Source organism: Pseudomonas sp. R11F (assembly GCF_050312575.1).
Classification (GTDB): Bacteria; Pseudomonadota; Gammaproteobacteria; order Pseudomonadales; family Pseudomonadaceae; genus Aquipseudomonas; species Aquipseudomonas palleroniana.
Window position 1 is genome coordinate 1 of record NZ_JBNPJU010000038.1, and the last position, 12014, is coordinate 12014.

The 12014-nt window shown below is 59.5% G+C and carries 12 protein-coding genes; 10 read left to right on the plus strand and 2 right to left on the minus strand.

Features of this window, described 5'->3' with window-relative positions:
- The first annotated feature begins 275 nt into the window (after window positions 1-275).
- The 6 genes from ssuE (at window position 276) to ACQRBV_RS10575 (ending at window position 4949) form a co-directional block, all read left to right on the plus strand.
- On the plus strand, window positions 276-869 hold the full coding sequence (ssuE, locus tag ACQRBV_RS10550) for an NADPH-dependent FMN reductase (protein WP_060753547.1): 594 nt from the start codon (window positions 276-278) through the stop codon (window positions 867-869).
- A 92-nt stretch (window positions 870-961) separates the two neighbouring features.
- On the plus strand, window positions 962-1930 hold the full coding sequence (locus tag ACQRBV_RS10555; protein ID WP_090368095.1) for a sulfonate ABC transporter substrate-binding protein: 969 nt from the start codon (window positions 962-964) through the stop codon (window positions 1928-1930).
- Window positions 1931-1955: 25 nt separating this feature from the next.
- Window positions 1956-3104, plus strand: coding sequence for an FMNH2-dependent alkanesulfonate monooxygenase (ssuD, locus tag ACQRBV_RS10560; protein ID WP_060753545.1), 1149 nt, complete (start codon window positions 1956-1958; stop codon window positions 3102-3104).
- Between the two features lie 9 nt (window positions 3105-3113).
- A complete protein-coding gene (gene ssuC, locus ACQRBV_RS10565; protein WP_060753544.1) occupies window positions 3114-3902 on the plus strand; it encodes an aliphatic sulfonate ABC transporter permease SsuC in 789 nt (262 codons plus the stop codon).
- Window positions 3899-4705: an aliphatic sulfonates ABC transporter ATP-binding protein gene (ssuB, locus tag ACQRBV_RS10570; RefSeq protein WP_060753543.1), complete on the plus strand. Its 807-nt coding sequence runs from the start codon at window positions 3899-3901 to the stop codon at window positions 4703-4705. The genes ssuC and ssuB overlap by 4 nt, the downstream gene beginning before the upstream one ends.
- Window positions 4706-4733: 28 nt before the next feature.
- The gene (locus ACQRBV_RS10575) at window positions 4734-4949 is read left to right on the plus strand and encodes a TOBE domain-containing protein (RefSeq protein ID WP_003213899.1); all 216 of its coding nucleotides are present in this window, start codon (window positions 4734-4736) and stop codon (window positions 4947-4949) included.
- Window positions 4950-5061: 112 nt separating this feature from the next.
- Here the strand turns inward: ACQRBV_RS10575 and ACQRBV_RS10580 are convergent, their stop codons facing one another.
- Together ACQRBV_RS10580 and ACQRBV_RS10585 are read right to left on the minus strand one after the other, a co-directional pair.
- A complete protein-coding gene (locus ACQRBV_RS10580; RefSeq protein WP_411985400.1) occupies window positions 5062-5691 on the minus strand; it encodes a TetR/AcrR family transcriptional regulator in 630 nt (209 codons plus the stop codon).
- 222 nt (window positions 5692-5913) lie between these two features.
- Window positions 5914-7290, minus strand: a complete 1377-nt coding sequence (locus tag ACQRBV_RS10585; RefSeq protein WP_010207341.1) for a glutamine synthetase family protein — start codon at window positions 7288-7290, stop codon at window positions 5914-5916.
- Between the two features lie 278 nt (window positions 7291-7568).
- Between ACQRBV_RS10585 and ACQRBV_RS10590 the strand changes: the two genes are divergently transcribed.
- The 4 genes from ACQRBV_RS10590 to ACQRBV_RS10605 all read left to right on the plus strand — a co-directional run bounded on the left by ACQRBV_RS10590 (window position 7569) and on the right by ACQRBV_RS10605 (window position 11945).
- A complete protein-coding gene (locus tag ACQRBV_RS10590; RefSeq protein WP_090368103.1) occupies window positions 7569-7808 on the plus strand; it encodes a hypothetical protein in 240 nt (79 codons plus the stop codon).
- A 79-nt stretch (window positions 7809-7887) separates the two neighbouring features.
- Window positions 7888-9246, plus strand: coding sequence for a glutamine synthetase family protein (locus tag ACQRBV_RS10595; protein WP_060753539.1), 1359 nt, complete (start codon window positions 7888-7890; stop codon window positions 9244-9246).
- A gap of 58 nt (window positions 9247-9304) precedes the next feature.
- Window positions 9305-10669 (plus strand): aspartate aminotransferase family protein, encoded by a 1365-nt coding sequence (locus ACQRBV_RS10600; protein WP_411985401.1) that lies wholly within the window; start codon window positions 9305-9307, stop codon window positions 10667-10669.
- 181 nt (window positions 10670-10850) lie between these two features.
- On the plus strand, window positions 10851-11945 hold the full coding sequence (locus tag ACQRBV_RS10605) for a polyamine ABC transporter substrate-binding protein (RefSeq protein ID WP_090372294.1): 1095 nt from the start codon (window positions 10851-10853) through the stop codon (window positions 11943-11945).
- Window positions 11946-12014: the final 69 nt, after the last annotated feature.

Below are 12014 nucleotides of genomic sequence, written 5' to 3' on the forward strand. Positions count from 1 at the left end.
GTGTCAGTCAATACATCCACTACTGACACACCCCCATCGGGAGCAAGCCCCCTCCCACAGTTGAATCGCATTTCAAGTCTCACATAGCAGGGGATTTCAGGCCGTTTCGACGGCCTTTTTTTTCGCCTCGAGAAATACGGACTGCATATATATTTATGGAATAAACAAATGAAAAAATAAGATTTATAGATATATAAATCAGCTGATATGGTCTCTCCCATCTTGGCGCAATCGCCACCCAGCGAACCGCCGACACTTGCTCAAGGAATACCTGCATGCTGGTCGTAACACTTGGAGGCAGCCCCAGCCAGCGGTCCCGCTCTGGGGTCTTGCTGGAGAAAACCCGTCAGTGGCTACAGCAAAAAGGCGTGGAAGTGGTGAGTTATCAGGTACGGGACTTCCCGGCCGAAGACTTGCTGCACGCCCGCTTCGACAGCCCCAAAGTCATCGACCTGTTGCAGCAAGTGGCCAACGCCGACGGCCTGGTCATCGCCACGCCGGTGTACAAGGCTTCATTTTCCGGCGCGCTGAAAACCGTGCTCGATCTGCTGCCCGAACGCGCCCTGGCGCACAAGATCGTATTGCCCATGGCTACCGGTGGCAGCATCGCCCACATGCTGGCGGTGGATTACGCCCTGAAGCCTGTGCTCTCGGCCCTGAAAGCCCAGGAGTTGCTGCACGGCATCTTTGCCGAAGACAGTCAGATCGCCTACGGCGAAGGCAGTGCCCAGGCGCAACTGGTGCCCGTGCTCGAACAGCGTTTGCATGAGGCCCTGGAGACACTTTACGACGCCATGGCCCGTCGCCCGAAACCGCTGGACCCCCACGTGTTGAATGAACGTTTGTTGAGTGCTCGCTGGAGCATTTAAGCCGTACCGTTTTTTGTAGTACTCACCTTACTCAGCCGCCAACGGCCAAGCAGGTGCAGCCAACCCCCTCATCGCAAATTGGAGAGAGCGCCATGCGCACTGTCATCTTGCGTCGTGGTCTGGTCGCACTGTTTGCTGCGGCTGTGTCCTTCGGCGCCATTGTTCAAGCTCAAGCGGCCGAGACCTTGCGGATCGGTTATCAGAAGTACGGCACCTTGGTGTTGCTCAAGGCCAAGGGCACCCTCGAGAAGCGCCTGGCCGCCCAGGGCGTGCAAGTGCAATGGACTGAATTCCCCGGTGGCCCGCAATTGCTGGAAGGCTTGAACGTCGGCTCGATCGACTTCGGCGTCACCGGTGAAACCCCGCCGGTCTTCGCCCAGGCGGCCGGTGCCGATCTGCTCTACGTCGCCTACGAGCCACCGGCGCCCACCAGCGAAGCGATCCTGGTGCCGAAGGATTCGTCGATCCAATCGGTGGCCGAGCTCAAGGGCAAGAAAATTGTGCTCAATAAAGGCTCCAACGTGCACTACCTGCTGGTGCGTGCACTGGAAGACGCCGGCCTCAAATACACCGACGTGCAAACCGTATTCCTGCCGCCCGCCGATGCCCGTGCTGCTTTCGAGCGTGGCAGCGTGGATGCCTGGGTGATCTGGGACCCTTACCAGGCCGCCGCTGAAAAACAACTGCAAGCGCGCACCCTGCGTGACGGCACCGGCATTGCCGACAACCATCAGTTCTACCTCGCCACCAAGCCTTATGCCACACAGCACCCGGACGTCATCAAGGCGCTGGTGGAAGAAGTGCGTGCGGTGGGCGAGTGGTCCAAGGCCAACCCGCAGGAGGTCACCGAACAGGTCGCACCGCTGCTTGGCCTGCCGGCCGACATCACCCTGACTTCAGTCAAGCGCCAAGGCTACGGCGCACTGTTCCTGACGCCGGCGGTGGTCGCCGCTCAGCAGAAAATCGCCGACAGCTTCTACCAACTCAAATTGATCCCCAAACCCTTGAGCATCAAGGACGTGATCTGGACTCCACCCGCCGCCGTCGCCAAAGCGCCGTAATCCGACTTCTTCAGGAGACAACTCCATGAGCCTCAATATTTTCTGGTTTCTGCCTACCCATGGCGACGGCCATTACCTTGGCACCGCCGAAGGCGCTCGCGCCGTCGACCACGGTTACTTGCAGCAAGTGGCCCAGGCCGCCGACCGCCTGGGCTTCGGCGGCGTGCTGATTCCCACTGGTCGCTCCTGCGAAGATTCCTGGCTGGTAGCCGCTTCGCTGATCCCCGTGACCCAGCGTCTGAAATTCCTGGTCGCGCTACGCCCCGGGATCATTTCCCCGACGGTGGCCGCGCGTCAGGCGGCGACGCTGGATCGCCTGTCCGGTGGTCGTGCGCTGTTCAACCTGGTCACGGGTGGCGATCCGGAAGAATTGGCCGGTGACGGCTTGTTCCTCAGCCACGAAGAGCGCTATCAGGCCTCGGTGGAGTTCACTCGGATCTGGCGCCGCGTGCTGGAAGGCGAAACGGTGGATTACGACGGCGAGCACATCAGCGTCAAAGGCGCCAAGTTGCTCTACCCACCTATCCAGCAACCGCGCCCGCCGCTGTATTTTGGCGGCTCCTCCGAAGCGGCCCAGGACCTGGCTGCCGAACAGGTGGAAATGGTGCTCACCTGGGGCGAGCCACCTGCTGCCGTCGCCGAGAAAATCGAACAGGTACGTGCCAAGGCCGCCAAGCTTGGGCGCACCGTGCGCTTCGGTATCCGCCTGCATGTGATCGTGCGCGAAACCAATGAGGAAGCCTGGAAAGCCGCCGACAAGCTGATCTCCCATCTGGACGACGACACCATTGCCCGTGCCCAGGCTTCCCTGGCGCGCTTTGATTCGGTTGGGCAACAACGCATGGCCGCGCTGCATGGCGGCAGCCGCGACAACCTCGAAGTCAGCCCCAACCTGTGGGCCGGCGTCGGCCTGGTGCGCGGCGGTGCCGGTACGGCACTGGTGGGTGATGGCCCGACGGTAGCGGCGCGGGTCAAGGAATACGCAGACCTGGGTATCGATACGTTTATCTTCTCGGGTTATCCCCACCTGGAAGAGTCGTATCGGGTGGCCGAGCTGTTGTTCCCACACCTGGATATCGAACGTCCCGAATTGCCGAAAAGCGCCGGTTACGTCAGCCCGTTCGGTGAGATGGTCGCCAACGACATCCTTCCCAAAGCTGCATCACAGAGCTGAGGCGGCGCCATGAATCTTGAAAAATTGAGCCAGCGCATCGCGCCGTGGCTGCTGCCGATCCTGTTGTTGGCGATCTGGCAGTTGTCGGTGTCGGCGGGCTGGTTGTCCACGCGCATTCTGCCGGCGCCGAGTGCGGTGATCGAAGCCGGGATCAACCTGGTGCGCAGCGGCGAAATCTGGACGCATTTGGCGATCAGCGGCTGGCGTGCGGGCCTTGGGTTCTTGATCGGTGGCAGCATCGGCCTGGCCCTGGGCTTTATCACCGGTTTGTCGAAATGGGGCGAGCGCCTGCTGGACAGTTCGGTACAGATGATCCGCAACGTGCCGCACCTGGCGCTGATTCCGTTGGTGATCCTGTGGTTCGGCATTGACGAGACGGCGAAGATTTTCCTGGTGGCGCTCGGTACGTTGTTCCCGATCTACCTGAACACCTACCACGGCATCCGCAACGTCGACCCGGCGCTGGTGGAAATGTCGCGCAGCTATGGCCTGTCCGGGTTCAGCCTGTTCCGTCAGGTGATCCTGCCGGGAGCGCTGCCGTCGATTCTGGTGGGGGTGCGCTTTGCCTTGGGCTTCATGTGGCTGACGCTGATCGTGGCGGAAACCATCTCGGCCAGCTCCGGCATCGGTTATCTGGCCATGAACGCCCGCGAATTCCTGCAAACCGACGTGGTGGTGCTGGCCATCGTGCTTTACGCGGTCCTCGGCAAACTGGCCGACCTTGCCGCCCGTGGCCTGGAACGTGTGTGGCTGCGTTGGCACCCGGCTTACCAAGTCAATAAAGGAGGTGCGGCATGACGGCTCAACAACCTCCGCGCCTGCTTAAAGGCATCCCGCTGGCGGTGCGCAAATTGCGCAAGGCCTTTGGTGCGCGGGAAGTGCTCAAAGAGATAGACCTGCATATCCCGGCCGGCCAGTTTGTGGCCGTGGTTGGCCGCAGCGGATGCGGTAAAAGCACCTTGCTGCGCCTGTTGGCGGGTCTGGACAAAGCCAGTGGCGGTGAGCTGCTGGCGGGTTCCGCGCCGCTTGATGAAGCGATTGAAGATACGCGGTTGATGTTCCAGGAAGCGCGCTTGCTGCCGTGGAAAAAGATCATCGACAACGTGGGCCTCGGCCTCAAGGGCAACTGGCGTCCCCAGGCCCTGGAGGCGTTGGACGCAGTGGGCCTGGCCGAACGTGCCAATGAGTGGCCGGCGGCCTTGTCCGGTGGCCAGAAGCAGCGCGTGGCCCTGGCTCGCGCATTGATTCACCAGCCGCGCCTGTTGCTGCTCGACGAGCCGCTGGGCGCGTTGGACGCGCTGACCCGCATCGAGATGCAGCAACTGATCGAAAACCTGTGGCGCAAGCATGGCTTTACCGTGTTGCTGGTGACCCACGATGTCAGCGAAGCCGTGGCCATTGCCGACCGGGTGATCCTGATCGAAGACGGTGAAATCGGCCTGGACCTCGTTGTCGACCTGCCACGCCCACGAGCCCGAGGCTCGCACCGCTTGGCCGCACTCGAAGCCGAAGTGCTCAACCGTGTGCTGTCGCTGCCTGGCTCGCCGCCGGAACCGGAACCTGTTTCACCGCTGCCTACGCAATTGCGATGGGCTCAATAACTCACTTGTCCCATGAAGGAAGAAGACCATGACTATTAAAGCTATCAACGTGCGTAACCAGTTCAAAGGCACCATCAAGGAAATCGTCGAAGGCGATGTGCTGTCGGAAATTGACGTACAGACCGCATCCGGCATCGTCACGTCCGTGATCACCACCCGTTCGGTCAAAGAGCTGGAGCTGGTGATTGGCAGTGAAGTGATTGCCTTTGTGAAATCCACCGAGGTGTCGATCGCCAAGTTGTGATCGTTCTTGAGGCCGCCATCGGGGCAGCCCCCTCGCACATTTGATCGGTGAATAGATTCAAAGTGTGGGAGGGGGCTTGCCCCCGATGAGGCCCTTTCAACCACCCCGGAACTCAACGCTTGGGCAGGTAAGCCGGCAGGTACAACCCCACATACGCGTCAAACACCCGCATTCCTTCTTCCGCCATGCGCGGCGTAATCAGCCCATGCTGATGCACCGAGCGCGCATAGACGCGGTCGCTCAGCTCCAGTGCCAGCGCAAACACATCCACATCGGCGGGTAAGGTCGGCACCTCGAAATGCCGATTGAACACGGTGAGCATCAAGTCGCCCAATTCCAGATCATGCTGGCGGTCGGCCTGGGTCACTTCGGTCAGCCCGTGCTGGGCCAGGATCAGCTGGCGAGCGGCGGCGTCCTGGTCGTAGATGGCGAGCATGCGCTGTTCGATGATGTAGGACAGATCACGCCAGTACTTGAGTGACTCATGCTCGATGGGTGCCTGGATGGCGGCCCGGAAAGCGGCGTGCACATCGGCGGTCAGCGCTTCCAGCAGCGCCGGCACGCTGGCGAAGAAGTGATACACCGACGACGGCGGGATCTGTGCCCGCTCGGCCACGCTGTAGATCGACAGACTCGCCACGCCTTCGGCGGCCAGCAAGGTGCGGGCGGCGTCGAGGATCGCATCAATCCGGGCCTGGCTGCGGGCGCGGGGTTTGCGAGGGGCGGTGGGGCGGGTAGTCATGGACGTCTCCTACAAGGCAGCGGGCATTGTATGAGCAGGAATCTGTGTTGTCTTCCAGGCCGCCATCGGGAGCAAGCCCCCTCCCACAGTTTGATTTGTGAATACATTCAAGTGTGGGAGGGGGCTTGCTCCCGATGAGGCCAACCCAGTGCCCTAGCAGAAACGCATAAAAAAACGCCGCCGACCAAAGTCGGAAGCGTTCTTTATCAGCGCAGCAACCGTTTATACGGTATGCAGGTACCAGTTGTACTCAAGGTCGGAGATGGAGTGTTCGAACTCTTCCAGCTCACTTTCCTTACAGGCGACGAAGATATCGATGTATTTAGGATCGATGTACTTGGCCATCACCTCGCTGTCATCCAACTCACGCAGGGCATCGCGCAGGTTGTTCGGCAGGCTCTGCTCGTTCTGCTCGTAGCTGTTGCCTTCCACCGGTGCGTTAGGCTCGATCTTGTTGGTCAGGCCGTGGTGCACGCCTGCCAGGACCGAAGCCATCAGCAGGTAGGGGTTGGCGTCGGCGCCGGCCACACGGTGTTCGATACGTACGGCATCGGACGAGCCGGTCGGTACGCGAATCGCCACGGTGCGGTTGTCCAGGCCCCAGCACGGCGAGTTCGGCACATAGAACTGCGCGCCGAAACGCCGGTAGGAGTTGACGTTGGGGCACAGGAACGCCATTTGGGCGGGTAGGGTCTCGAGCACACCGCCGATCGCGTGACGCAATGCGGCGTTCTGCTCGGGATCCTCGCTGGCAAAGATGTTCTTGCCGTCCTTGTCCAGGATCGAAATGTGTACGTGCAAACCGTTGCCTGCCTGGCCTGGGTAAGGCTTGGCCATGAAGGTGGTGTCCATCTCATGGTCGTAGGCGATGTTTTTGATCAGGCGCTTGAGCAGTACGGCATAGTCGCAAGCCTTGATCGGGTCGGCCACGTGGTGCAGGTTCACTTCGAACTGCGCCGGGGCACTTTCCTTGACGATGGCGTCGGCCGGGATGCCTTGCTCTTTGGCACCTTCCAGAATGTCCTGGAGGCAGTCGACGTATTCGTCGAGGTCGTCGATCAGGTAGACCTGTGTCGAGTGCGGGCGTTTGCCGGAGATCGGCGAGCGGGGCGGTTGTGGGCGGCCATTCACGTTCTCCTGGTCGATCAGGTAGAACTCAAGTTCGAAGGCGGCGCAGATCGTCAGGCCGAGGTCGTCGAATTTGCTGACAACCTGGCGAAGCACTTCGCGCGGATCGGCGAAGAAAGGTTCACCTTCAAGTTCGTGCATGGTCATCAGCAGCTGCGCGGTTGGGCGCTTTTGCCAAGGTTCATTGCACAGGGTATCGGGGATTGGATAACAGATTCGGTCAGCATCACCGATGTCCAGGCCCAGGCCGGTGCTTTCCACCGTCGAGCCGTTGATATCCAGGGCAAATAAAGAGGCAGGCAGGTTGATGCCCTTCTCGTAAACCTTGTGGAGGCTGGTGCGTTCGATGCGCTTGCCGCGCACCACACCATTCATATCCGCAATTAGAAGGTCTACGTACAGAACCTCAGGATGATCCTTAAGGAACGCGTTCGCTTCGTTAAGCTGAACGGCACGCGGGGGTACCGACATGATGCAACACCTTTGTTGTTAAAAATATCAATCATTGATCTTTTCTGGTTTCAGTCAACCCGAACGGCATGCCGAAGTCAAGCGAGGCATTTTTCGCCCTAAAAAAGCGCCACGAGGGCATTTTTGGGGCTTTTTGGGGCGGTTTTTTGGGTTTGAAGGGCTTGGGACTCGCAGGCTTGAGCGGGCCGTGTTGTATTTTTTACGGGGGTGTTGTGTAAAAAAATGAACAAGGCTAAGCTCGATTCAAACCCATAACAGCAATAATACCGGGGTGTTTCATGTTTCACCTGCCGCCATTCGGCGTCTTTGCCTGCTTGCGCCAGGCGTTGTCCGCAGTCCGTTCACCCCGCGTGAATGCCCGCGTACCGGCCAATATTCTTGACGGCCTGTCCGACCTCCTTTTTGCCTTCTCAACTGTGACTGACCGGCTGCCGTCCACGCTGCCGATCATGATTCTGCACAACTTTGGCCTGAGGAATGCAACGCAGCAGCAAATGACGGGTAAGCTCCTACCCTGAACGAAAAAGCGACGCGGATGCTGCGTCAACCAACGCCTGACCTTTAATGGATGTCAGGAAACCCAGCCCAGAGGCATTTATGAGTAACAACCTCGACCAGCTCACCGATTGGTTGAAAGACCACAAGATCACAGAAGTCGAATGCATGATTGGCGACCTCACCGGCATCACCCGGGGCAAGATCTCGCCGACCAACAAGTTCATCGCCGAGAAAGGCATGCGTCTGCCCGAGAGCGTGCTGCTGCAGACCGTCACCGGCGACTACGTCGAAGACGACATTTATTACGAATTGCTCGACCCGGCCGACATCGACATGATCTGCCGCCCCGACCAGAACGCCGTATTCCTGGTGCCTTGGGCCATTGAGCCGACCGCCCAGGTGATCCACGACACCTACGACAAGCAAGGCAACCCGATCGAGCTGTCGCCGCGCAACGTACTCAAGAAAGTCCTCAAGCTCTATGCCGATAAAGGCTGGCAGCCCATCGTGGCGCCGGAGATGGAGTTCTACCTGACCAAGCGCTGCGAAGACCCGGACTTCCCGCTGCAACCGCCGATTGGCCGTTCCGGTCGCCCGGAAACCGGTCGCCAGTCCTTCTCTATAGAAGCGGCCAACGAATTCGACCCGCTGTTCGAAGATGTCTACGACTGGTGCGAACTGCAGGAACTGGACCTCGACACCCTGATCCATGAAGACGGCACCGCGCAGATGGAAATCAACTTCCGTCATGGCGATGCCCTGTCCCTGGCCGACCAGATCCTGGTGTTCAAGCGCACCATGCGCGAAGCCGCGCTCAAGCACGACGTGGCCGCCACCTTCATGGCCAAGCCGATGACCGGCGAGCCCGGCAGTGCGATGCACTTGCACCAGAGCATCATCGATATCGCCACCGGCAAGAACGTCTTCTCCAATGAAGACGGGACCATGAGCCAACTGTTCCTCAACCACATTGGCGGCCTGCAGAAATTCATCCCTGAATTGCTGCCCCTGTTTGCCCCCAACGTGAACTCGTTCCGCCGTTTCCTGCCCGACACCTCGGCGCCGGTCAACGTGGAATGGGGCGAAGAAAACCGCACCGTCGGTTTGCGTGTGCCGGATGCCGGCCCGCAGAACCGCCGCGTGGAAAACCGCCTGCCGGGCGCCGACGCCAACCCGTACCTGGCCATTGCCGCCAGTTTGCTGTGTGGCTTCATCGGCATGGTCGAAGGCCATAACCCGAGCGCGCCCGTGGTGGGCCGTGGTTACGAGCGACGCAATCTGCGCCTGCCGTTGACCATCGAAGATGCCTTGGAACGCATGGAAAACAGCAAGACCATCGAGAAATACCTGGGTCGCAAATTCATCACAGGCTACGTCGCGGTCAAGCGGGCCGAGCATGAAAACTTCAAGCGCGTGATCAGTTCATGGGAGCGGGAATTCCTGCTCTTCGCCGTCTGACGCGCCGGGCGCACTGTGGGAACAGCGCGCCCTTCACTGAAAAGTCTAGGAGATTGGTATGTCCAGCAACAACCCGCAAACCCGTGAATGGCAAGCCTTGAGCAGCGATCATCACTTGGCGCCGTTCAGCGATTTCAAGCAATTGAAAGAGAAGGGCCCACGGATCATCACCAAAGCCCACGGTGTGTACCTGTGGGACAGCGAAGGCAACAAGATCCTCGACGGCATGGCCGGCCTGTGGTGCGTGGCGGTCGGTTACGGCCGTGATGAGCTGGCCGACGCCGCCGCCAAGCAGATGAAAGAGCTGCCGTACTACAACCTGTTCTTCCAGACGGCTCACCCGCCGGTGCTGGAACTGGCCAAGGTGATTGCCGACATTGCACCGGCCGGCATGAACCATGTGTTCTTCACCGGTTCCGGCTCCGAAGGCAACGACACCATGTTGCGCATGGTCCGCCACTACTGGGCGATCAAGGGCCAACCGAACAAAAAAGTCATCATCAGCCGCAAGAATGGCTACCACGGTTCCACCGTGGCCGGCGCGAGCCTGGGCGGCATGACGTATATGCATGAGCAGGGCGACTTGCCGATCCCGGGCATCACCCACATCGCCCAGCCTTACTGGTTCGGCGAAGGCGGCGACATGAGTCCCGAGGAGTTCGGGGTCTGGGCCGCCAACCAACTGGAAGAGAAGATTCTGGAACTGGGCGTGGACAACGTCGGTGCCTTTATTGCCGAGCCGATCCAGGGCGCTGGTGGCGTGATCGTGCCGCCGGATACCTACTGGCCGCGCATCAAGGAAATCCTGGCCAAGTACGACATCCTGTTTGTCGCCGACGAAGTGATCTGCGGCTTCGGCCGTACCGGTGAGTGGTTCGGCAGCGACTTCTATGACCTCAAGCCGCACATGATGACCATCGCCAAGGGCCTGACCTCGGGCTACGTGCCCATGGGCGGCCTGATCGTGCACGACGATGTGGTTGCCGTGTTGAACGAAGGGGGTGATTTCAACCACGGTTTCACCTATTCCGGCCACCCGGTAGCAGCGGCGGTGGCCCTGGAAAACATCCGCATCCTGCGCGATGAAAAAATCGTGGATCGCGTGCACGAAGAAACGGCACCGTATTTGCAGAAACGTCTGAGGGAACTGGCTGACCACCCGTTGGTGGGTGAAGTTCGCGGTGCAGGCATGCTGGGTGCGATCGAGCTGGTCCAGGACAAGGTCACCCGCAAGCGCTATGAAGGCAAAGGCGTGGGCATGATTTGCCGCAACTTCTGCTTCAACAACGGGCTGATCATGCGCGCCGTGGGTGACACCATGATCATTTCGCCGTCGCTGGTGATCAGCAAGGCCGAAATCGACGAACTGGTGACCAAGGCGCGGACGTGCCTGGACCTGACTTTGGCGGCATTGCAGGGCTAAGTGCTAGGCTCAGTACGCGGTTCACTGAGCAGTTATAAATGTAGGGGCCTTGGTTGAAAGCCGGCCCCTGAACTTGCCAGACTGTCCCCCTGTTTTGTTGCCCTGCGCAAGGGCGCCGAACATAAAAGAACGTGGCCCAAAAAAGAAAAATTGGAGCATCACCATAATGAAGGCATTAGGTTTGAAGAACGCTGGCAAGACTCTCCTCGCCTTGTCCCTGATGGGCGCAATGGCGGGTGCGGCCCAGGCAGACGATAAAGTGCTGCACGTCTACAACTGGTCTGACTACATTGCACCGGACACCATCGCCAACTTTGAAAAAGAGTCGGGCATCAAAGTGGTGTACGACGTTTTCGACAGTAACGAAACCCTGGAAGCCAAGTTGCTGGCAGGCAAGTCCGGCTACGACATCGTCGTTCCGTCGAACAACTTCCTCGCCAAGCAGATCAAGGCCGGTGTCTACCAGGAGTTGGACAAGTCCAAGCTGTCCAACTACGACAACCTGAACAAATCCCTGCTTAAAGCCGTGTCGGTCAGCGACCCGGACAACAAGCACGCCTTCCCTTACATGTGGGGCTCGATCGGCATCGGCTACAACCCGGAGAAGGTCAAGGCCGCGCTGGGCGTGGACAAGATCGATTCGTGGGACGTGCTGCTCAAGCCTGAAAACATTGCCAAGCTCAAGAGCTGCGGCGTGAGCTTCCTCGACTCGCCGACCGAAATGCTGCCGGTGGCGCTGCACTACCTGGGCCTGCCAACCGACACTCAGGATAAAAAACAGCTCAAGCAAGCCGAAGACCTGTTCCTGAAAATCCGTCCGTCGATCAGCTACTTCCACTCGTCCAAGTACATCTCGGACCTGGCCAACGGCAACATCTGTGTCGCCGTGGGTTACTCGGGTGATATCCAGCAGGCCAAGTCCCGTGCGGCCGAAGCCGGCGGCAAGGTCAAGGTGGCCTACGATATTCCGAAAGAAGGTGCAGGCAGTTTCTATGACATGGTCGCCATCCCTAAAGATGCCGAAAACGTCGACGCCGCCTACAAGTTCATGAACTACCTGCTCAAGCCGGAGGTCATGGCTGCGATCACCGACAGCGTACGTTTCCCGAACGGTAACGAGAAGGCTACCGCACTGGTCGACAAGGAAATCACCAGCGACCCAGGCATCTATCCACCAGCCGATGTGCAGGCCAAGCTCTACGCCATTGCTGACTTGCCGGCTGCGACCCAGCGTGAAATGACACGCAGCTGGACCAAGATCAAATCCGGTAAATAAGCCTTAAACCGGAGGGGAGTGTGGGAGGGGGCTTGCTCCCGATAGCGGTGTATCAACCAACATATGGGT

Excerpts from the sequence above, each read along its gene's own strand:
- ssuE (WP_060753547.1), top strand. The coding sequence starts at position 276 with ATGCTGGTCGTAACACTTGGAGGCAGCCCCAGCCAGCGGTCCCGCTCT.
- ACQRBV_RS10555 (WP_090368095.1), top strand. The coding sequence starts at position 962 with ATGCGCACTGTCATCTTGCGTCGTGGTCTGGTCGCACTGTTTGCTGCG.
- ssuD (WP_060753545.1), top strand. The coding sequence starts at position 1,956 with ATGAGCCTCAATATTTTCTGGTTTCTGCCTACCCATGGCGACGGCCAT.
- ssuC (WP_060753544.1), top strand. The coding sequence starts at position 3,114 with ATGAATCTTGAAAAATTGAGCCAGCGCATCGCGCCGTGGCTGCTGCCG.
- ssuB (WP_060753543.1), top strand. The coding sequence starts at position 3,899 with ATGACGGCTCAACAACCTCCGCGCCTGCTTAAAGGCATCCCGCTGGCG.
- ACQRBV_RS10575 (WP_003213899.1), top strand. The coding sequence starts at position 4,734 with ATGACTATTAAAGCTATCAACGTGCGTAACCAGTTCAAAGGCACCATC.
- ACQRBV_RS10580 (WP_411985400.1), bottom strand. The coding sequence starts at position 5,691 with ATGACTACCCGCCCCACCGCCCCTCGCAAACCCCGCGCCCGCAGCCAG.
- ACQRBV_RS10585 (WP_010207341.1), bottom strand. The coding sequence starts at position 7,290 with ATGTCGGTACCCCCGCGTGCCGTTCAGCTTAACGAAGCGAACGCGTTC.
- ACQRBV_RS10590 (WP_090368103.1), top strand. The coding sequence starts at position 7,569 with ATGTTTCACCTGCCGCCATTCGGCGTCTTTGCCTGCTTGCGCCAGGCG.
- ACQRBV_RS10595 (WP_060753539.1), top strand. The coding sequence starts at position 7,888 with ATGAGTAACAACCTCGACCAGCTCACCGATTGGTTGAAAGACCACAAG.
- ACQRBV_RS10600 (WP_411985401.1), top strand. The coding sequence starts at position 9,305 with ATGTCCAGCAACAACCCGCAAACCCGTGAATGGCAAGCCTTGAGCAGC.